14 protein-coding genes and 2 pseudogenes are annotated in these 20,074 nt (G+C 71.1%); 5 read left to right on the top strand and 11 right to left on the bottom strand.

Annotation, left to right across the window (positions count from 1 at the left end):
• Positions 1-26 precede the first annotated feature (26 nt).
• Positions 27-926, bottom strand: coding sequence for a succinate--CoA ligase subunit alpha (gene sucD, locus FBY22_RS09590; RefSeq protein ID WP_142144120.1), 900 nt, complete (start codon positions 924-926; stop codon positions 27-29).
• Between the two features lie 10 nt (positions 927-936).
• Positions 937-2,067 (bottom strand): ADP-forming succinate--CoA ligase subunit beta, encoded by a 1,131-nt coding sequence (gene sucC / locus FBY22_RS09585; RefSeq protein WP_142144119.1) that lies wholly within the window; start codon positions 2,065-2,067, stop codon positions 937-939.
• A 177-nt stretch (positions 2,068-2,244) separates the two neighbouring features.
• On the opposite strand from sucC, the gene FBY22_RS09580 reads away from it, so the two are divergent.
• The 5 genes and pseudogenes from FBY22_RS09580 (at position 2,245) to FBY22_RS09560 (ending at position 10,222) form a co-directional block, all read left to right on the top strand.
• Positions 2,245-3,927: a thiamine pyrophosphate-binding protein gene (locus FBY22_RS09580; protein ID WP_142144117.1), complete on the top strand. Its 1,683-nt coding sequence runs from the start codon at positions 2,245-2,247 to the stop codon at positions 3,925-3,927.
• A gap of 11 nt (positions 3,928-3,938) precedes the next feature.
• Positions 3,939-5,171 (top strand): formyl-CoA transferase, encoded by a 1,233-nt coding sequence (gene frc / locus FBY22_RS09575; RefSeq protein ID WP_142144116.1) that lies wholly within the window; start codon positions 3,939-3,941, stop codon positions 5,169-5,171.
• Positions 5,172-5,175: 4 nt separating this feature from the next.
• Positions 5,176-7,320 (top strand): acetate--CoA ligase family protein, encoded by a 2,145-nt coding sequence (locus FBY22_RS09570; protein WP_142147483.1) that lies wholly within the window; start codon positions 5,176-5,178, stop codon positions 7,318-7,320.
• 120 nt (positions 7,321-7,440) lie between these two features.
• Positions 7,441-8,828, top strand: a pseudogene (locus FBY22_RS09565) (OFA family MFS transporter).
• A 2-nt stretch (positions 8,829-8,830) separates the two neighbouring features.
• Positions 8,831-10,222: an OFA family MFS transporter gene (locus tag FBY22_RS09560; protein WP_142144114.1), complete on the top strand. Its 1,392-nt coding sequence runs from the start codon at positions 8,831-8,833 to the stop codon at positions 10,220-10,222.
• Positions 10,223-10,288: 66 nt separating this feature from the next.
• Here the strand turns inward: FBY22_RS09560 and FBY22_RS09555 are convergent, their stop codons facing one another.
• From FBY22_RS09555 to FBY22_RS09515, 9 genes and pseudogenes are all read right to left on the bottom strand, one after another.
• Positions 10,289-11,341, bottom strand: coding sequence for a sugar phosphate isomerase/epimerase (locus FBY22_RS09555; protein WP_142144112.1), 1,053 nt, complete (start codon positions 11,339-11,341; stop codon positions 10,289-10,291).
• Positions 11,338-12,798: a nucleotide pyrophosphatase/phosphodiesterase family protein gene (locus FBY22_RS09550; RefSeq protein ID WP_260844765.1), complete on the bottom strand. Its 1,461-nt coding sequence runs from the start codon at positions 12,796-12,798 to the stop codon at positions 11,338-11,340. Before FBY22_RS09550 ends, FBY22_RS09555 begins: the two co-directional genes overlap by 4 nt.
• Positions 12,795-13,964, bottom strand: coding sequence for a metabolite traffic protein EboE (gene eboE / locus FBY22_RS09545; protein WP_142144110.1), 1,170 nt, complete (start codon positions 13,962-13,964; stop codon positions 12,795-12,797). Before eboE ends, FBY22_RS09550 begins: the two co-directional genes overlap by 4 nt.
• 3 nt (positions 13,965-13,967) lie before the next feature.
• Entirely contained in the window at positions 13,968-14,816 is an 849-nt protein-coding gene (locus FBY22_RS09540) for a TatD family hydrolase (protein ID WP_142144108.1), read from the bottom strand.
• The gene (locus tag FBY22_RS09535; RefSeq protein ID WP_142144106.1) at positions 14,786-15,487 is read right to left on the bottom strand and encodes an EboA domain-containing protein; all 702 of its coding nucleotides are present in this window, start codon (positions 15,485-15,487) and stop codon (positions 14,786-14,788) included. Before FBY22_RS09535 ends, FBY22_RS09540 begins: the two co-directional genes overlap by 31 nt.
• Complete coding sequence (locus FBY22_RS09530) at positions 15,484-16,383, bottom strand: sugar phosphate isomerase/epimerase (RefSeq protein WP_142144105.1); 900 nt, start codon at positions 16,381-16,383, stop codon at positions 15,484-15,486. The genes FBY22_RS09535 and FBY22_RS09530 overlap by 4 nt, the downstream gene beginning before the upstream one ends.
• A pseudogene (locus FBY22_RS09525) lies at positions 16,380-17,443 on the bottom strand (SCO3242 family prenyltransferase). Before FBY22_RS09525 ends, FBY22_RS09530 begins: the two are co-directional and overlap by 4 nt.
• The gene (locus FBY22_RS09520; RefSeq protein ID WP_142144103.1) at positions 17,440-18,639 is read right to left on the bottom strand and encodes an inositol-3-phosphate synthase; all 1,200 of its coding nucleotides are present in this window, start codon (positions 18,637-18,639) and stop codon (positions 17,440-17,442) included. Before FBY22_RS09520 ends, FBY22_RS09525 begins: the two are co-directional and overlap by 4 nt.
• 94 nt (positions 18,640-18,733) lie before the next feature.
• Positions 18,734-20,062 (bottom strand): ThuA domain-containing protein, encoded by a 1,329-nt coding sequence (locus tag FBY22_RS09515; protein WP_142144101.1) that lies wholly within the window; start codon positions 20,060-20,062, stop codon positions 18,734-18,736.
• Between the last annotated feature and the right edge of the window lie 12 nt (positions 20,063-20,074).

Genomic DNA, 20,074 nt, shown 5'->3' with positions numbered 1-20,074 from the left:
GGGGGCGGGGAGATGTATGGCTCACGTCAACCATGAGTGACCGACCGCTGCTCTTCCAGACGCGCGAGCACGAGTTTCGCCGTTTCGGTCGGGGTGCCGCCCACACGCACCCCGGCCGCCTCCAGGGCCTCCTTCTTCGCCTGCGCGGTGCCGGAGGAACCCGAGACGATGGCGCCCGCATGGCCCATGGTCCTGCCCTCGGGTGCGGTGAATCCGGCGATGTAGCCGACGACGGGTTTGGTGACGTGTTCGCGGACGTAGGCGGCCGCGCGTTCCTCCGCGTCGCCGCCGATCTCGCCGATCAGAACGATCAGTTCGGTGTCGGGGTCGTCCTGGAAGGCTGCCAGGCAGTCGATATGGGTCGTGCCCATCACCGGGTCGCCGCCGATGCCGACACAGGTGGAGAAGCCGATGTCGCGGAGTTCGTACATGAGTTGGTAGGTGAGGGTCCCCGACTTGGACACCAGGCCGATACGGCCGGGCTTGGTGATGTCGGCGGGGATGATGCCCGCGTTGGACTGGCCGGGGGTGATCAGGCCCGGGCAGTTGGGGCCGATGATCCGGGTGCCCTTCTCCTTGGCGTACGTGGTGAAGGCGACGGAGTCGTGGACCGGGATGCCCTCGGTGATGACGACCGCGAGGCCGATGCCGGCGTCGGCCGCCTCGACAACGGCCGCTTTCGCGAAGGCCGGTGGGACGAAGGCGACGGTGACGTCGGCGCCGGTCGCGTGGATGCCCTCGGCGACCGTGCCGAAGACGGGGACGGTTCGCTCGTCGAAGTCGACGGTGGCGCCCGCCTTTCGGGGGTTGACGCCGCCGACGACGTTCGTACCGGCGGCGAGCATGCGCCGGGTGTGCTTCATGCCCTCGCCGCCGGTCATGCCCTGGACGAGGACCTTGCTCTCCTTGGTGAGATAGATGGCCATGTCCGTCTCCTCAGGCTGTGGTGGCGAGTCGGGCGGCACGGCGGGCGGCGCCGTCCATGGTGGTGGCCTGCTGGACCAGCGGGTGGGCGCGCTCGTCGAGGATGGCGCGGCCGCGGGCCGCGTTGTTGCCGTCGAGACGGACCACCAGCGGCTTGGTCAATCGCACGGTGTCGAGCGCCTGCACGATGCCGTCGGCGACCGCGTCACAGGCGGTGATTCCGCCGAAGACGTTGACGAACACCGACTTCACGTCGGGGTCGGAGAGGATGACGGACAACCCTTCGGCCATGATCCGGGCGGAGGCCCCGCCGCCGATGTCGAGGAAGTTGGCGGGCCGGGCGCCGCAGCCGGCGACGACGTCCAGGGTCGACATGACCAGTCCCGCGCCGTTGCCGATGATGCCGACCTCGCCGTCCAGCTTCACGTAGTTGAGGCCCTTCGCGGCGGCCGCCGCCTCCAGCGCGTCGCCGTGCTCGACGTCGTCGGCGCCCCAACGCGACTGCCGGAAGCGGGCGTTGTCGTCGAGGGTGACCTTGCCGTCGAGTGCGAGGATCCGGCCTCCCTTCGTGCGCACGAGCGGGTTCACCTCGACGAGCAGCGCGTCCTCGCGGACGAGGACCTCCCACAGGCGTACGAGGACGTCGACCGTCTGCGCCGGCAGTCCCGCGGCTTCGGCGATCTCGGCCGCCTTCGCCGAAGTCACGCCCTCGGCCGGGTCGACGGGTATGCGGGCGACGGCCTCGGGCCTGCTCGCGGCGACCTCCTCGATCTCCATGCCGCCCTCGGCGGACGCGATCGCGAGGAAGGTGCCCGCGGCCCGGTCGAGGACGTAGGAGACGTAGAACTCCTCCTCGATGTCGACGCGTTGGGCCAGCATGACCGTGCCGACCGTGTGGCCCTTGATGTCCATGCCGAGGATCTGACGTGCCGTGAGTTCGGCGGCGGCCGGGTCCGCGGCGAGCTTCACGCCGCCGGCCTTGCCCCGCCCGCCCGTCTTGACCTGAGCCTTCACCACTACGCGCCCGCCGAGTGCGCGGGCGATCTCACGGGCCTTCTTGGGCGAGTCCGTCACCTGGGCCCTCGGTACCAAGATGCCGTGTTCTTCGAAGAGTTCCCTTGCCTGGTGTTCGTACAGGTCCATCTCGGCTCCTGTCTGCGAAGTCATCGCGAGGCCGAACTCCGATGACTGGAAAGTGCCGCACGCCCCCTGGACACCACCCACCGGATGCGGGATAACAAGGTTCATACAGTATTCGTCGACTGTATGCAATGTACTGCGAGAGCGTTCCCACCCCCTACGAAGGGACAGGACTTCGCCATGCCCGACGACACCCAGGACGTGATTTCCGGCGGTCACCTCGTCGCCAAGGCTCTGAAGGCCGAAGGGGTCGACCGCATCTACACGTTGTGCGGCGGCCACATCATCGACATCTACGACGGCTGCGTCGACGAGGGCATCGAGGTCGTCGACGTACGACACGAACAGGTCGCCGCCCACGCCGCCGACGGCTACGCCCGCATCACCGGCAGGCCGGGCTGCGCGGTCGTCACCGCAGGACCGGGCACGACCGACGCCGTCACCGGTGTCGCCAACGCCTTCCGCGCGGAGTCCCCGATGCTGCTGATCGGCGGACAAGGAGCCCTCACCCAGCACAAGATGGGGTCCCTGCAGGACCTGCCGCACGTCGACATGATGACGCCGATCACCAAGTTCGCGGCGGCCGTGCCGGACACGGCGCGCGCCGCCGACATGGTGTCCATGGCGTTCCGCGAGTGCTACCACGGCGCGCCCGGCCCCTCCTTCCTGGAGATCCCGCGCGACGTGCTGGACGCCAAGGTGCCGGTGAGCAGGGCGCGGGTGCCGAGGGCCGGTGCCTACCGTGCCTCGACCCGCTCGGCCGGCGACCCCGAGGCGATCGAGAAGCTCGCCGACCTGCTCGTGCACGCCGAGAAGCCGGCCATCCTGCTGGGCAGCCAGGTGTGGACGACCCGCGGCACTGAGGCCGCCATCGAGCTGGTACGGACCCTCAACATCCCGGCGTACATGAACGGCGCGGGCCGCGGCACCCTGCCGCCCGGCGACCCTCACCACTTCCAGCTCTCGCGCCGGTACGCCTTCTCGGGCGCCGACGTCATCGTGATCGTCGGCACGCCCTTCGACTTCCGCATGGGCTACGGCAAGCGGCTGTCCCCGGACGCGACGGTCGTCCAGATCGACCTCGACTACCGCACCGTCGGCAAGAACCGCGACATCGACCTCGGGATCGTCGGCGACGCCGGGCTGGTGCTGAAGTCGGTGACCGAAGCGGCCTCGGGACGCCTCAACGGGGGCGCGGCCAAGCGCAAGGAGTGGCTGGACGAGCTGCGCGCCGCCGAGCAGACCGCGCTCGAGAAGCGGCTGCCGAGCCTGAAGTCGGACGCCTCGCCGATCCACCCGTACCGCCTGGTCAGCGAGATCAACGACTTCCTCACCGAGGACTCCGTCTACATCGGCGACGGCGGCGACATCGTCACCTTCTCCGGGCAGGTGGTCCAGCCCAAGTCCCCCGGCCACTGGATGGACCCGGGCCCGCTCGGCACCCTCGGCGTCGGCGTGCCCTTCGTGCTCGCGGCCAAGCAGGCGCGGCCCGACAAGGAGGTCGTCGCCCTCTTCGGCGACGGCGCCTTCTCCCTCACCGGCTGGGACTTCGAAACCCTCGTCCGTTACGACCTGCCCTTCGTCGGGATCGTCGGCAACAACTCCTCGATGAACCAGATCCGTTACGGCCAGAAGGCCAAGTACGGCGAGGAGCGCGAGCGGGTCGGCAACACCCTCGGCGACGTCCACTACGACAAGTTCGCGCAGATGCTGGGCGGTTACGGCGAGGAGGTCCGTGACCCCGCCGACATCGGCCCCGCCCTGCGCCGCGCCCGCGAGTCGGGCAAGCCGTCACTGATCAACGTCTGGGTCGACCCGGACGCGTACGCCCCCGGAACCATGAACCAGACGATGTACAAGTGAGGTGAACGCCCGTGACCCGCACAGCACTTGAGGGCATCCGTGTCCTCGACATGACGCACGTCCAGTCCGGGCCCTCCGCGACCCAGCTGCTGGCCTGGCTCGGCGCGGACGTCGTCAAGCTGGAGGCTCCGACCGGCGACATCACGCGCAAGCAGCTGCGCGACCTGCCGGACGTCGACTCCCTCTACTTCACGATGCTCAACTGCAACAAGCGCAGCATCACCCTCAACACCAAGACCGAGCGCGGCAAGGAGATCCTCACCGAGCTGATCCGGCGCTCGGACGTCATGGTCGAGAACTTCGGTCCGGGCGCGGTCGACCGGATGGGCTTCACCTGGGACCGCATCCAGGAGATCAATCCGCGGATCGTGTACGCCTCCATCAAGGGGTTCGGGGACGGCCCGTACACCAAGTTCAAGGCGTACGAGGTCGTCGCGCAGGCCATGGGCGGGTCGATGTCGACCACCGGTTTCGAGGACGGGCCGCCGCTGGCGACGGGGGCCCAGATCGGGGACTCGGGCACGGGCGTCCACGCCGTGGCGGGGATACTCGCCGCGCTGTTCCAGCGCGAGCACACCGGGCGCGGTCAGCGGGTGAACGTGGCCATGCAGCACGCGGTGCTCAACCTCTGCCGGGTGAAGCTGCGCGATCAGCAGCGCCTGGCCCACGGCCCGCTCGCCGAATATCCCAACGACGACTTCGGCACCGAGGTTCCCCGCTCGGGAAACGCGTCCGGCGGCGGGCAGCCGGGCTGGGCGGTCAAGTGCGCGCCGGGCGGCCCGAACGACTACGTGTACGTCATCGTGCAGCCCGTCGGCTGGAAGCCGGTCAGTGAGCTGATCGGCCGGCCCGAGCTGGCGGAGGACCCCGAGTGGGCCACGCCGGAGGCCCGGCTTCCCAAGCTCAACAAGATGTTCCAGCTGATCGAGGAGTGGTCCTCGACGCTGCCCAAGTGGGAGGTGCTGGAGCGGCTCAACGCGCACAACATCCCGTGCGGGCCGATCCTGTCGACGAAGGAGATCATCGAGGACGAGTCGCTGGTCGCCAACGAGATGGTCGTCACCGTCCCGCACCCCGAGCGCGGCGAGTTCACGACCGTCGGCAGCCCGCTGAAGCTCTCCGACTCCCCCGTCGAGGTGAGCAGTTCACCGCTGCTCGGCGAGCACAACGAAGAGGTCTACGTCGGCGAGCTCGGCCTCGGCGACGAGGAGCTGCGCCTGCTCAAGTCGAACGGAGTGATCTGACGTGATGGCGGAAGACCGGGAGCTGCGGGTGCGCTCGCTCCTCGACGCTGTGCGGGCCGAGGGGCGGACCGCGCTGACCGCGCCCGAGGGCAAGGTGATCGCCGACGCGTACGGGATCGCCGTACCCGGCGAGGAGTTGGCGCGGGACGTCGACGAGGCCGTCGCCTGCGCGGCGCGCTTCGGCGGGCCGGTCGTGATGAAGATCGTGTCGCCGGACATCCTGCACAAGACCGACGCCGGCGGTGTGATCGTCGGTGTCGAGGGCGCCACGGACGTGCGGGCCGCGTTCTGCAGGATCGTCGAGAACGCGCGCGCGTACGACGCGGACGCGCGCATCGAGGGCGTGCAGGTCCAGGAGTTGCTGCCGCAGGGGCAGGAGGTCATCGTCGGCGCGGTGACGGACCCGACGTTCGGCAAGGTCGTCGCGTTCGGGCTCGGCGGGGTGCTCGTCGAGGTGCTCAAGGACGTGACGTTCCGGCTGGCGCCGGTGAGCGCGGACGAGTCGCTGTCGATGCTGGACTCGATCCGGTCGGCGGAGATCCTGCACGGGGTGCGCGGTGCGCCGGCCGTGGACCGGTGGGCGATCGCCGAGCAGATCCGGCGGGTGTCCCAACTCGCCGCGGACTTCCCGGAGATCGCCGAGATCGACCTCAACCCGGTGATCGCCACACCGGAGGGTGCGGTCGCCGCCGACATCCGCGTCATCCTCGCCGAGAAGCAGCCGCCGCCACGCAGGAAGTACACGCGTGAGGAGATCCTCACCTCCATGCGGCGGTTGATGCAGCCCGCGTCGGTCGCCGTGATCGGCGCGTCCAACGAGCAGGGCAAGATCGGTAATTCGGTCATGCGCAACCTCATCGACGGTGGTTTCTCCGGGGAGATCCATCCGGTGAACCCCAAGGCCGATGACATTCTGGGCCGCAAGGCGTACAAGAGTGTCACGGACGTTCCCGGTGAGGTGGATGTGGCGGTCTTCGCGATCCCCGCCAAGTTCGTGGCCTCGGCGCTGGAGGAGGTGGGACGCAAGAACATCCCCAACGCCGTACTGATCCCCTCCGGGTTCGCGGAGACCGGCGAGCACGAACTCCAGGCGGAGATCGTGGCGATCGCCGAGCGGTACGGCGTCCGCCTTCTGGGACCGAACATCTACGGTTACTACTCGACGTGGCAGGACCTGTGCGCCACGTTCTGCACGCCGTACGACGTCAAGGGCGGGGTGGCGCTGACCTCGCAGTCCGGCGGCATCGGGATGGCCATCCTGGGCTTCGCCCGCACCACGAAGACGGGCGTGTCGGCGATCGTCGGCCTCGGCAACAAGTCGGACCTCGACGAGGACGACCTGCTGACCTGGTTCGGCGAGGACCCGCACACCGAGTGCATCGCGATGCACCTGGAGGACCTCAAGGACGGCCGCGCCTTCGTGGAGGCCGCGCGGGCGACCGTACCGAAGAAGCCGGTCGTGGTGCTGAAGGCGGGACGTACGGCGGCGGGCGCCAAGGCGGCCGGGTCGCACACCGGGGCGCTCGCGGGCGACGACGCCGTGTACGACGACATCCTCAGGCAGGCCGGTGTGATCAGGGCGCCCGGTCTGAACGAAATGCTGGAGTACGCGCGCGCGTTGCCGGTGCTGCCCACCCCGCAGGGCGACAACGTCGTGATCATCACCGGGGCGGGCGGCAGTGGCGTACTGCTGTCGGACGCGGTGACCGACAACGGCCTGTCCCTGATGGAGATCCCGCCGGACCTGGACGAGGCCTTCCGGAAGTTCATCCCGCCGTTCGGAGCCGCGGGCAACCCGGTCGACATCACCGGCGGCGAGCCGCCGTCGACGTACGAGGCGACGATCCGGCTGGGCCTTCAGGACCCGCGCGTCCACGCGCTCGTCCTCGGCTACTGGCACACCATCGTCACTCCCCCGATGGTCTTCGCGGAGCTCACCGCGCGCGTGGTGGCCGAGCTCCGCGAACGCGGCATCGAGAAGCCCGTGGTGGCCTCCCTCGCGGGAGACGTCGAGGTCGAGGAGGCCTGCCAGTACCTCTACGAGCGCGGGGTCGTGGCATACCCGTACACGACCGAGAAGCCGGTCGCCGTGCTCGGCGCGAAATATCGCTGGGCGCGCGCTGCGGGGTTGTTGGGGGGCGGTTCATGACGTGACCCATGCGCGGGGCCGGCCGGCAGTGCGGTCGGCCGGCCCCGGGACCCGTGCGCACACGAAAGGCATTGGACAGGGGGCGCTGGCCAGAGCTTTCGACGCAAGGGGCACTGAACGATGACAACGACCGACTGTTCGGCCTCCGTCCCGTACCGGGAGGTGAGGGACCGCAACGGCCGTGTGTACCGGATCGGCGAGTCAGACGTCGACATCATGGGCCGGGCACGCAAGTGGATGGTCATCCTGCCCTGGGTGGGCATGATGGGCATCAGCTCCGCCGAGTACGCGTTCACCTCGGCGGAGGACACGCTCCACGAGGCGCATCTGTGGAGCAGTGGACACATCTTCTGGCTGATGGGCGTCTGGGTGTTCTTCCAGGCGGCCGTGGCCTTCCCCGCCGGGCACTTGCGCGAGAGCGGCAGACTGCCGGCCCGTACGGCCATGCTGCTGGGCGCCGTCGGCACGATGCTCGGCTATCTGTCGCTGGCGTACGCGCCGCACGTCGCCGTCGCCTACCTCGGCTTCGGGATGTTCAGCGGCATCGGCGCCGGTCTCGTCTACGCGACCTGCGTGAACATGGTCGGCAAGTGGTATCCGGAGCGCAAGGGCGGCAAGACGGGCTTCGTCAACGGCGGTTTCGCCTACGGGTCCGTGCCCTTCGTCTTCCTGTTCGCCTCGTACATGGACCTGGGCAACTACCGGACCGTACTCGCCACGGTGGGCGTGGGCCTGTGTCTGCTGGTGGCCTCGGCGGGCTGGTTCTTCAAGGACCCGCCGAAGAACTGGTGGCCGGCGCACGTCGACCCGCTCAGGCTGACCGACGACCGAAGATCCGCCGGGCGCTGGAGAAGAACCCGCCGGCGGTCAGGCAGTACACCCCGAGGGAGGCCGCCCGTACGCCCGTCCTGTGGATGATGTGGTTCTGTCTGCTGTGCACGGCCGGCATCAACATCTTCGGCATCGCCTTCCAGGTGCCGTTCGGCAAGGACATGGGGTTCGCGGGCGGGGTCGTGGCCACGGCGATGTCCCTGAAGGCCGTCGTCAACGGCACCGGTAGGGGCGTGATCGGCTGGATCTCCGACCGCTCCGGGCGCCGCACCACCCTGATCATCGTCTGCGTCGTGCTGGGCACCGCCCAGTTCGGCGTGCTGGTCTCCGGCCAGATGGGCAGCATGCCGTTCTTCCTGTTCTGCTCCATGGTCTCCGGATTCGGCGGCGGGGCGATCTTCCCGCTGTTCGCGGCCATGACCGCCGACTACTTCGGCGAGAACAACAACGCCACCAACTACGGAATGGTCTACAGCTCGAAGCTGATCTCCGGGCTCGTGGGCTCCGGCCTGGGCGCGGTCGTGGTCGGCGCCTGGGACTACCACGGCGCGTTCGTCCTGGCGGGTTCCATCGGGCTGGCCTCGGCGGTACTGGCGCTCTTCCTGAAGTCCCCGGGCAGGCCGAACGCCCGGCGCATCGTTCCCAACCCGCACCCGCTCGGCGAGGAGATGGCATAAGCATGACAGCAGATCCGCTCTCGGCCGATCCGGCAGCCGCACACCGTCCCTACCGTGAGGTCACCGACGCCCGCGGTCGCGTCTACCGCATCGGCGAGACCGACCACGACATCCTCGGCCACTCCCGCAAACTCATGGTGTACCTCCCCTGGATCGCCATGATGGCCATCAGCGTCTTCGAGTACGCGTACGGCTCCGCGGAGGACACACTGTCCCACGCGCACGGCTGGACGCAGTCCAACACCTTCTGGATCCTCAGCGTCTGGGTGTTCTTCCAGGCCGGCATCGCCTTCCCGGCGGGCTGGCTGCGCGAGAAGGGCATCCTGACCGCGCGCCGCGCCATGTACATCGGCTCCGGGATGTGCCTGGTCGGCTTCCTCGCCCTGTCGCACCTGAGCAACGTGCTGCTGGCGATCGTCGGCTTCGGCGTGATCGGCGGCCTGGGCGCCGGCCTGGTGTACGCGACCTGCATCAACATGGTCGGCAAGTGGTTCCCCGAACGGCGCGGCGCCCGCACGGGCTTCGTCAACGGCGGCTTCGCCTACGGGTCGCTGCCGTTCATCTTCATCTTCAACTACGCCCTCGACACCGGTAACTACCACCGCGTGCTGGACCTGATCGGCTGCTACGTCATGATCGTGGTCTTCGGGTGCGCGTTCTTCTTCAAGGACCCGCCGAAGAACTGGTGGCCCGCGGACATCGACCCGCTGACGTTCTCCGGCAACCAGAAGAACGCGACGAGCCTCGCCAAGAACCCCCCGGCGACGCGGCAGTACACGCCCAAGGAGGCCATTGGGACCGGCATGCTGCCGCTGATGTGGATCTCCATCGTGATGACCGCCGGTGTGTCGATCTTCGGAATCTCCTTCCAGGTCGACTACGCCAAGGAAGTCGGCTTCGGTCCGCTCGTGGCGGCCTCCTCGATGGGCGTCATGGCCGTCATCAACGGCATCGGCCGCGGTGTCGTCGGCTGGCTGTCCGACAAATGGGGCCGCAAGCCGACCCTGGTGTTCGTCATCGTCGTGCTGGGTCTCGCCCAGTTCGGGGTGATCCTGGCCGGCGAGATGAAGAGCGAGTGGCTGTTCCTGTTCTTCGCCTTCCTCTCCGGCTTCGGCGGCGGCGCCTTCTACCCGATGTTCGCGGCACTGACCCCGGACTACTTCGGGGAGAACTACAACGCCACCAACTACGGCCTGGTCTACAGCGGCAAGCTGATCAGCGGCCTGTTCGGGGGCGGCCTCGGCTCCATGGTGGTCGCGGCCTGGGGCTACAACGGGGCGTACGCCCTGGCCGGCGGCGTCTCCATGGTCGCGGCGGGGATCGCCCTGCTGCTCCGGCAGCCGGGACGCAGCGGCGCGGACGCGCTGATCGCGCAGCCCAGGCCGACGGGGTGACGGCACGCGCGCGTGAGGAGGCGCTCCCCGGGATGCGGGGAGGGCCTCCTCACGCGCGGGCGCGGCTCAGCACTTCTCGCGCAGCGAGTGCAGGTAGGCGCTGGAGCGGCGGGCGAAGGTGAACGACTCGGCGGGCTGGTCGTGTTCAGTCTGCCAGTGGTGGGCCATGCGCTCGCCGCGCAGCCGGGTCACGGCGGAGATGAAGCGCTGGTAGTCGATGTCGCCGTCGCCGACGTCGACCATCCGGTAGCCGAACTGGTTCGACGGATCACTCACGCCGTCCTTCACGTGGAACAGCGGGTAGCGGTGGGGCTGCCGGAGGACGTAGTCGAGGGGCTCGAAGGGGGCGGAACCGCCGTCGGGCCGCTTCGAGAAGCGGAACTGGCCGGCGTAGGCCCAGAAGATGTCCATCTCCAGGAACACCAGGTCGGGGTCGGTCTCCGCGAGCAGCACGTCGTAGAGGCGGACCTTGGGGTCGTCGGTGGCGAAGGAGAACTCGTCGGAGTGGTTGTGCTGGTAGAACTTCATGCCGCGTGCCCTCGCCGCCGCACCGTAGGTGTTGAACTCCTCGGCGGCACGCTTCCACGCGTCCACCGTCGAGCCGTAGCGGAACGGCCCGGAGGCGGTGCCGATGTGCTTGAGGCCGAGGGCCTGGGCGTCGTCGAGGACCTTGGTGAGGTTCTGGGCGAAGGTGTACGCGTTCGGGTCGTCGGAGTAGTAGCCGACGTGGCTGCCGATCGGCGTCAGGCCGTGGTCCCGCGCCAGCCGCCTGAGGCGGGCGAGCGTGATGGGGCCGGCCGAGCCTTGCGTGTACCCGGCGAACTCGACCTCGTCGTACCCGTACTTCTCCAGTTCGGCGAAGACGGGGGCGAAGCCGAGCGTGGAGACCTTGTCGCGCAGGCTGTACAGCTGGATGCCGAGACGGCCGGGCGGCAGGACGGGACGGCCGCGACCGGCGGGGGCCGAGTCCGTTGCGGCGGTGGCGTCGGCGGCCGCGGAGGCCGGGGTCGTCGCGGCGCCGAGCAGGGCGGTGGCCGTGGCGCCCGCGGCGACGCCGAGCATGCCTCGTCTGGTGAGGCGGTGGATGAGTTCGGGGTCGGGCTGGGAGGTGCGGTTCATGTCTGCGACTCCTCGGGTCGGAGGGCGTTGTCAGTGGTGGGTGCTTCACTGGTGACAGGTCGGGAGAGACCGGCCAGTCGGAGCAGGAGTGACTTGACGTCGGTGGCCGGGAGGCGGTCGCCGACGGCGCGGGGGGTGGAGCAGATGAGGAGCGGACCGTCGTCGTCGCTCGCGGGAAGGCGGCCGTGGCTGCCGCGAATAGGCGACGGGTCGAGGGGCACGACCGCCATCCGGTAGCGCAGGCCCAGCTTCTTGCGGGCGAGCGCCGTCGCCGCCCTGACCCTGACATAGGGATCGAGCGGATCCATGAACAGCTCGACCGGGTCGTAGCCGGGCTTGCGATGGATCTCGACGAGCCGCGCGAAGTCGGGCGCTCGGTCGTCGTCGAGCCAGTAGTAGTACGTGAACCAGGCGTCCGGCTCCGCGACGGCGACCAGTTCGCCCGAGCGCGGGTGGTCGAGGTGGTGGGTCTTCTTGCCCTCGTCGTCGAGGAGCTGATCGATGCCGGGCAGGCCGGCCAGGGCAGCCCGGGTGACGTCGAGGTCCTCGGGGCGGCGCACGTAGACGTGGGCGATCTGGTGGTCGGCGACCGCGAAGGCACGGGACGCCATCGGGTCGAGGTACTCCATGCCGTCCTGGGTGTGCACCTCCAGCAGGCCGGCGCGGCGCAGCGCCCGGTTGATGTCGACGGGCCGCTCGGCGCGCGTGATGCCGTACTCGGACAGCGCGACGACGGTACGGCCCTCGGCGCGGGCGTCGTCCAGGAGCGGGGCCAGGGCGGCGTCCAGACCGGTGGCCGCCTTCAGTGAGCGCGGGTCGTCGGGGCCGAAGCGCTGCAGGTCGTAGTCGAGGTGAGGGAGGTAGCAGAGGGTCAGGTCGGGGTGCCCGGTGCGGTTGATGTGGCGGGTCGCGTCGATGATCCATCTACTGGAGGCCAGGTCCGCGCCAGGTCCCCAGAAGTGGAAGAGGGGGAAGGTGCCGAACCTGTCGGTGAGTTCGTCGTGCAGGGCCGGGGGCCGGGTGTAGCAGTCCGGTTCCTTGCGGCCGTCGGAGTAGTAGACCGGACGGGGGGTGACGGTGATGTCGGTGTCGGCGCCCATGGCGTACCACCAGCAGATGTTGGCGACCGTGTAGCCGGGGTGGGCTCGGCGGGCGGCGTCCCACAGCTTGTCCCCGGCGACGAGGCCGTTGTGCTGGCGCCACAGCAGGACGTCGCCGAGCTCGCGGAAGTACCAGCCGTTGCCGACGATGCCGTGCTCGCAGGGGTGGGTGCCGGTGAGGAAGGTGGACTGGGCGGCGCAGGTGACGGCGGGAAGGACGGTGCCGAGGGCGGCGCTCGAGCCGGAGCGGGCGAGTGTCTTGAGGTGGGGCATGTGGTCGAGGAGGCGGGGGGTGAGGCCGACGACGTCGAGGACGAGGAGCGGGGTGGGCTCCGGGGTGGCCCGCCGGGTGCTCATGGCAGTTCCTTCAGGCCGAGATCGGTCAGCAGGTCGCGGGCGAGGACGAGTTCGGCGGCGATGCCGTCGGCGAGCTGGGCGCGTCCGCGGGGCCGCAGGCCGGGCGGCAGGGCCTGCCAGGTGTAGGTCTCGACCTCCAGGTGCCGAGTGAGCGGGTGCGGGCCGCCGACGAGCCGGGTCAGTGCGGCCTTGAGCACGGGGAGCGTGGAGGTGAGGGGTGCGGCGGGAGCCGCGTGCAGGGGGACGTGGAAGTGGGCGCGCCAGGGTGCCGCTTCGGCCAGGGCGTCGGTCTCGAGGGCCTCGCCGAGGTCGTCGGTGCCGCGCAGGCCGGCCGCGGTGGCGGTGCGGGTCTGGTGCAGGAAGCGCGGTTCGTCGAAGGCGGCGAGGGCTCGGTGGACTTCGGGGAGGTGCGGGCTTTCGGCGTGCAGGGCGGCCGAGAGCTGGGCCTTGACGACGGGGACGCGGGCCGCGGCGAGGGCGTCCAGGGCGGTGTGCGGGTTCTCGAAGGAGGTGGCGAGATGGCAGGTGTCGACGCAGACGCCGACGCGCGCGTGGGCGAGTGCGGTGAGTGGGGCGATCGCGTCCGCGGTGGTCTCGATGACGCAGCCGGGTTCGGGCTCCAGTCCGATGCGGACGGAGCGGCCCGTCAGCTCGGCCAGGGCGTCGAGTCGTTCGGCGAGGGTGAGCAGCGCCGCGCGGGCCTTGTCGGCGCGGTCCTCGCCGTAGGCGGTGCGCCAGGCCAGCGGCAGCGTCGAGATGGTGCCCTCGGTGACGTCGTCGGGCAGCAGGCCGGCGAGGACGCGGGCCAGGGCGGTGGTGTGCTCCAGGCGTTCGGGGTCGGCCCAGTCGGGCCGGTACACGCGGTACTTGACCTGCTCGGCGCCGAAACCCTGGTAGGGGAAGCCGTTGAGGGTGACGACCTCCAGGCCGCGCCGGTCGAGTTCGGTGCGCAGGCCGCGCAGCGCCGACGGGTCGGTGACCAGGGCGTGGGCCGCGTCCCTGGCGAGCCACAGGCCGATGCCCAGGCGGTCGCGGCCGAGGCGCCGGCGGACCGGTTCACAGTGGTCGCGGAGCTGGGCGAGGACGCCGTCGAGGGTTTCGGCCGGGTGGACGTTGGTGCAGTAGGCGAGGTGGACGGTGGTGCCGTCGGGGTGGCGGAAGCGCATCGCTCACTCCCCGCCGCGCAGGACCGAGTTGCCGTGGTGCGTGGGGTCGGTCGGGGTGACGTCGAGGTTCAGGCGGCCGCTGAGCCCGTAGAAGGCCACGGGGTTGCGCCACAGGACCCGGTCGACGTCGTCCTCCGAGAAACCCTCGGCCAGCATCAGGTCGGCGACCCTGCGGGTCTTGAGGGGGTCGCTGCGGCCCCAGTCGGCGGCGGAGTTCACCAGCACGCGCTCCGGGCCGTGGGTGCGCAGGAGCGCCACCATCCGCTGCTCGTCCATCTTGGTGTCGGGATAGACGGAGAAGCCGAGCCAGCAGCCGCTGTCCTTCGCCTCGTCGACGGTCGTCTCGTTGAGGTGGTCGACCAGGACGCGGTCCGGGGGCAGCCGGGACTCGCGGACCACGTCGAGGGTGCGGCGCAGGCCGGCCGGCTTGTCGCGGTGCGGAGTGTGGACGAGCGCGGGCAGCCCGTGGTCGGCGGCGAGCTGGAGCTGGGCGGCGAGGGCGGTGTCCTCGGCGGGGGTCATGGAGTCGTAGCCGATCTCGCCGACGGCGACGACCTGGTCCTTGACGAGATAGCGGGGCAGTTCGTCGAGGACGGGCACGCAGCGCGGGTCGTTGGCCTCCTTGGGGTTGAGGGCGAGCGTGCAGTGGTGGGCGATGCCGTACTGGGCGGCGCGGAACGGCTCCCAGCCGAGGAGGGAGTCGAAGTAGTCGAAGAAGGAGGCGGGCGAGGTGCGGGGCTGGCCGAGCCAGAAGGCGGGTTCGACGACGGCGCGGACGCCCGCGGCGTGCATGGACTCGTAGTCGTCGGTGGTGCGGGACGTCATGTGGATGTGGGGGTCGAAGATGCGCATCGGGACTCCTCGCCGTCGGTGGGGTCGGTCAGGGTGAGGACGCGGTGCAGGTCTCGGGGTACGGGACGGCCCGCGGCGGTGCGTTCGGCGGCGTGGTCGCGGAGCATCCGGGCGAGTTCGCCGTCGGCGCGGGCGCGCCGGTCCAGGTCGGCGACGTGGTCGACGGGGACGCCGGTGAAGAGGCACTTCAGGACCGCGTGCCGCCAGTGGTGCGGGGCGAGGTGCCGGGCGGCGTAGGGGCCGACGGCGGCGGCCACGAGGCGGGTGTCGTTGGTGCGCAGGGCGTCCTCGACGAGCGGGAGCGCGTCGGGGCCCTGGACCAGGTGGGGCAGGGCGTGCAGGACGGCCCGGCGTTCGGCGGCGGTGCCCTGGGAGTAGACCCGGCCGAGGGCGTCCGCGTCGGCGCGGGCGGCGTGCAGGATCAGCAGGCGGGCGGCGTCGGCGTGCGCGGGCCCGCAGCGGCGTCCGGCCTCGGCGAGGCGCAGCTCCCACACGGTGATGGGCCCGTGGATGCCGGGCTGGGCGGCGGCCTCGCGAAGGGCCTGGTCGAGCCAGGCGCGGGTGGCCGCGTCGAGGTGGACGGTCAGGCGGGCGCGCAGGTCGTCGAGGGAAGTGCGGGCGAGGGTGGTGGACGCGGGGCCGGCCCCGGAGGTGACGTGCGTGTCTCTCATGAGGTGCTGCTCCCTTCGAGGGCGGCGGCGTGGCGCAGGAACGGCAGGGAGCGTTCGGCGTGGTACGGGCCGGCGTGGGAGTGGCGGGGCAGTTCCACGACGGTCAGGCCCTGGTAGCCGGTCGCGGCGAGGGCCGCGAGGACGGGCGGGAAGTCGATCTCTCCTTCGCCGAAGGGGAGGTGTTCATGGATGCCGCGCCGCATGTCCTCGATCTGTACGTGCCGCAGCCAGGGAGCGGCGGCGCGGACGCAGTCGGCCGGGGCCAGGGGTTCGAGGCACTGGCAGCGGCCGATGTCGAGGGTCAGGCCCAGGAGTTCGGGTCCGCCGAGGGTGCTGCGCAGGTGGTGGAAGTCGGCGAGGGTGGCGAGCAGATGGCCCGGTTCGGGTTCGACCGCGAGGGGGACGGCGGCGTGGGCTGCGGCCTCCAGGACGGGGGTGAGCGCCTCGGCCAGGCGCTCCCACGCCTTGTCCCGGCCGGTTCCCGCGGGGGTGGTTCCGCTGAAGCAGTGGACGGCGTGGGCGCCCAGGTCGGCGGCCACCTCGACCGCACGGATCAGCAGGGCGACGCGGCGGGCCCGGTCGTCGGGCTCCGGGCCCAGCAACGAGGGGCCGTGTTTGCGGCGCGGGTCGAGCACATGGCGGGCGCCCGTCTCCACGGTGACGCCGAGGCCGAGCGCGTCGAGTCGAGCGGCGAGGCGCCGGGTGCGGGCGGCCAGATCCGGTGCCAGGGGGTCGAGGTGCATGTGGTCGAGGGTCAGACCGACGCCGTCGTAGCCGAGGTCGGCGAGGAGGGCGAGGGCGTCGTCGAGACGGAGGTCGGCGAGGCCGTTGGTGCCGTAGCCGAAGCGGAGGGAGGGGGCAGCTGTGCTGTCGGGACGGGGTGTCGCGGGGCTCATGTGATGCTCACCGTCCTCGCGAACCGCCTGCCGAGCGGGGCCAGGGCCGCGACGAGCAGCGCGGTGGTGCCCGCCCCGGCCCGGGCGGCCAGGGCCGCCTGGAGCGGGATCATGGCGCGGATGCCGCCTCCCACGGCCCGCTGGGTGAGCGGGGGTGAGGGGTTGAGGGCGGCGTGCAGGTAGGGGCGGGCCGCGGTGGCGGCGTAGGCGGCGCCGAGGGCGAGACACGGCACACCGGCGTCCGCCTGCCCGGCACGGGGACGCGCCTGAGTGCGCCGTGGGGCGGGAGCTCGGCGAGCGATACGGGCGAGCAGGACTCGCGGCTCTGCCGGGGTGCGGGGGGCCGGGGGCGGCCCGGCGGCGGCGCGGCGGCTGCTCCGGGTGGGGGCGGGAACGGTGGCCGACGTGACCGGCCGAGTGAGGTATCGGGTCAGCAGGGCCGTCGTGGCGAGGGCGGCCAGGGGGCCAGCGTCGAGCCGCCCGTTGTCTCACGACGGGACACCGTCGTCACCGCGAGCGTGTGTGTCGCGAGGAGGGCGGCCGAGGGGAGCGCCTCGCGGGGATGGCCCGTGGTCGCCGCGGCGCCCAGCAGCAGGTCGAGGCCGCGGGCCGTCGCCATGGCCGTCGGGCCCGCCGGCATGCGCTTGAGGGCGAGGTCGTAGGCCCAGGCCGTGGCCGCGAGGGGGACGGCGATCGTGAGGGCGGGGCGGCCGGCTCGGGCTGCGAGGGCGAGACCCGCCGCGGTGAGCGCGCAGGCCGCCGAGAAGGCGGCGGCCGGGTGGACGCGGCCGGACGGGAGGGGGCGGTGCGGGCGTTCGGCGGCGTCCTCCTCGCGGTCGGCCCAGTCGTTGAGCGCCATGCCGGCCTCGTAGAGGCAGAGGGAGCAGCCGACGGCGAGCAGGGTGCGGGAGTTGGGGGCGGCGGCGACCGCGGCCACCCCGGCGAGGGCGTCGCCGGGGACCGTGAACAGAGCGGGCAGACGCAGTAGTTCGGCCCAGGCCCGGGCGACGCCGGTCGGCCGGGCGCCCGCACCGACCGCCGTGACGGACCCGCCGTTCACCGCGTCTCCCCCGACGGACCGCACGGCCAGCAGTCCCCACCCCGCGTGAGCCGGCGCTTCGGCAGGCGCTGCTCACTCAATCGACGCGCGAAAGCCGTCAGCGCCGTGTACTGCTCCGCCAGCGCCGAAGGCCCGTCTCCCACCGGGTCCTTGAAGTAGAAGGCGAGTTCGGCGAGCGGGCCGGACAGGCCTGCTTCGTCGGCCCGGCCGGTCAGGCGTACGAGGTCCAGGACCAAGGGCGCCGCCAGCGCCGAGTCGCAGCCCTGCCAGATCGTCTGCAGGACCATCCGGGTGCCGAGGAACCCGTCGAAGGCGATGTGGTCCCAGGCGGTCTTCCAGTCGCCGAGCGCGGGCACGTCGTCGATGTGCACCTCGCCCTCGGGCGCCGTGCCGAGGGTGTCGGCCAGGACGCGTTCCTTGCCGGCGTTCTTCGCGGCCGCGGCAGCGGGGTCGGCGAGGGCGGCGCCGTCGCCGCCGCCGAGGAGGTTGGTCCCGGACCAGGCGCGGACCCGCAGGGCCCGCTGGGTGAACATGGGGCCCAGGACGGAACGCAGCAGCGTCTGGCCCGTCTTGCCGTCGCGGCCGGCGTACGGCAGTCCGCTCGACTCGGTGGCGGCCCGCAGCGCGGGGTGGTGCAGGCCGGTCGACGGGGTGAAGTTGACGTAGGGGCAGCCGGCGCGCAGCGCGGCCGCGGCGTACAGGGAGCTGGGTGGGAGGGCGTCGCCCGCCGCCGGGGGCTCGGTGGAGGCCACGTTGACCACCACGGCCCGCTCCAGGGCGTGGTGCCGTATGAAGTCGGTGATGTCGGCGGCGAAGGCGGCGATCAGTTCCTGTTCGGTGCGGGTCTCCCCGGGTGTCGGGCCGCCCGGTCTGATCTCCCGTTCGGCGGCGGCCAGTTCGGCGGTGACGGCGGCGGGGAGGCCCGGGGGCAGGACTCCGCCGGCTTCGAGGGTTTCCGCGCGCTTGGGCAGGGGGCAGTCGAGTGTGTCGTGGCCGCCGAAGACCAGCGAGGCGAGCGGGGGCAGGGCGGCCTCCGCGAACGCCGTGGTCTCGGTGACCAGCCCGGTCGGCGGGTGCAGGCCCGCCGTGATCGCGGCGCAGCCCGCGACGACGGTCGTGGCGACGGAGCCGTGGGCGCCGATCAGCCAGACGCCGACGCGCTGCGGGGGGACGGAAGGGGAGTCGGGCGCGGACATGGGCAGCCTCCTGGTCGAACTCGTCGTGAGCGAGGCCCGTGACGGGAGGGGTGAGACGGCGGGCGGAGGTCCGGCGTCCTCCACCCGCCGTCGCTCAGTCGCCCTTGGCGGGCAGTTCCTTGATCCGGATGTCACGGAAGGACACCTGGTCGTCGGCTCCGTGGTTCTGGATGCCGATGTGTCCGTCGGCGAGGCTCCGGGCCGGATCGGTGTTGGTGAAATCGTTGATCCGCACGCCGTTGAGCCAGACGCGGAGGCGCTCGCCCTCCACGCGGATCTCGTACGTGTTCCACTCCCCCGGCGGATTCAGCGCACGGTCGCGCTTGCTCAGATCGGCGGGCTGGAAGCCGTAGACGGACCCGGTCGTCTTCTCGGGCACGTCGGTGGCGTCGATCTGGATCTCGTAGCCGTTGTCCACGGCCGACCACGGGTCGTCGGAGGGCGGAAAGCCCACGAAGACATCGGAGTTGTCGTCGCCCACCGTTTTCCAGTCGAGCTTCAGTGAGTACGCGGAAAAACCCGAGGCGGCGTACCACAGGAGGCCCATGCCGCCCGACGACGTCAGGGTGCCGTCGCCGTCCGGCTCGAACGAACCCGGCCCCGCCTGCTTCCAGCCGTCCAGGGTCGTGCCGTTGAACAGCGGGCGGTAGCCGTTCTCCGGACGGCAGTCCGCCTGCGCGTCGCCGACCGCCCAGCGGATACCGCCCAACAGGTGCTGCCGGAATGCCGGTTCGGTGTACGACTCCTTGGTGTGGCCCCCTCCGGTGTAGAAGGCACGGCCGCCCCGGTAGTTCTGGCACCAGGCGATGGGATGGTCGCCGTTCATGGTGCCGCCGGTGTACGACGACTCGTCGAGGTAGGCCAGTACATGGGCCCGGTCCCGGGGGTTCGAGCGGTAGTTGTACCACTCGTCGGTGCGGGACCAGGTCCGGGCCAGGCCGGAGGTCGCCGGATGGGCGCGGTCCTCGACGTCCACGGTCGCCGGCTGGATCGCCGGGTGCGACTGGAAGTACGCGCCGGCGAGGCCGCCGTAGAACGCCCAGTCGTACTCGGTGTCGGCGGCGGCGTGGACGCCGACGTAGCCGCCGCCGTGCCGGATGTAGCCCTCGAACGCGCGCTGTTGGGCCGCGTCGAGGACGTCGCCGGTGGTGGAGAGGAACACGACGGCGTCGTAGCGCCGTAGGTTCTTCGGGGTGAAGGCGGTCGCGTCCTCGGTCGCGTCGACGGTGAAGCCGCCCTCGGAACCGAGCTGCCGTACCGCCGCCACGCCGTCGGGGATGGAGTCGTGCCGGAAGCCGGCCGTCTTGGAGAAGACCAGCACTCGTTTGCCCTCGGCGGGGTGCGAGGCGGCCGGGCCCGAGACACAGCCGAGGAGCAGTGCGGCACCCACGACCGTGGTCGTCAGTCGGGTTGTCGAGCGCATCACGTCTCTCCT

Source organism: Streptomyces sp. SLBN-31 (assembly GCF_006715395.1).
Lineage (GTDB): Bacteria > Actinomycetota > Actinomycetes > Streptomycetales > Streptomycetaceae > Streptomyces.
Note: the sequence above shows the minus strand (reverse complement) of the source record. Positions and strands in the feature narration are given on the sequence as shown.

What these genes read in the sequence shown, in the direction of transcription:
- FBY22_RS09550 (WP_260844765.1), bottom strand. Translation starts at nt 12,798, where the DNA reads ATGAGCACCCGGCGGGCCACCCCGGAGCCCACCCCGCTCCTCGTCCTC.
- eboE (WP_142144110.1), bottom strand. Translation starts at nt 13,964, where the DNA reads ATGCGCTTCCGCCACCCCGACGGCACCACCGTCCACCTCGCCTACTGC.
- FBY22_RS09560 (WP_142144114.1), top strand. Translation starts at nt 8,831, where the DNA reads ATGACAGCAGATCCGCTCTCGGCCGATCCGGCAGCCGCACACCGTCCC.
- FBY22_RS09515 (WP_142144101.1), bottom strand. Translation starts at nt 20,062, where the DNA reads ATGCGCTCGACAACCCGACTGACGACCACGGTCGTGGGTGCCGCACTG.
- FBY22_RS09530 (WP_142144105.1), bottom strand. Translation starts at nt 16,383, where the DNA reads ATGAGCCCCGCGACACCCCGTCCCGACAGCACAGCTGCCCCCTCCCTC.
- FBY22_RS09535 (WP_142144106.1), bottom strand. Translation starts at nt 15,487, where the DNA reads ATGAGAGACACGCACGTCACCTCCGGGGCCGGCCCCGCGTCCACCACC.
- sucD (WP_142144120.1), bottom strand. Translation starts at nt 926, where the DNA reads ATGGCCATCTATCTCACCAAGGAGAGCAAGGTCCTCGTCCAGGGCATG.
- FBY22_RS09555 (WP_142144112.1), bottom strand. Translation starts at nt 11,341, where the DNA reads ATGAACCGCACCTCCCAGCCCGACCCCGAACTCATCCACCGCCTCACC.
- FBY22_RS09570 (WP_142147483.1), top strand. Translation starts at nt 5,176, where the DNA reads ATGGCGGAAGACCGGGAGCTGCGGGTGCGCTCGCTCCTCGACGCTGTG.
- FBY22_RS09540 (WP_142144108.1), bottom strand. Translation starts at nt 14,816, where the DNA reads ATGCGCATCTTCGACCCCCACATCCACATGACGTCCCGCACCACCGAC.
- sucC (WP_142144119.1), bottom strand. Translation starts at nt 2,067, where the DNA reads ATGGACCTGTACGAACACCAGGCAAGGGAACTCTTCGAAGAACACGGC.
- FBY22_RS09580 (WP_142144117.1), top strand. Translation starts at nt 2,245, where the DNA reads ATGCCCGACGACACCCAGGACGTGATTTCCGGCGGTCACCTCGTCGCC.
- FBY22_RS09520 (WP_142144103.1), bottom strand. Translation starts at nt 18,639, where the DNA reads ATGTCCGCGCCCGACTCCCCTTCCGTCCCCCCGCAGCGCGTCGGCGTC.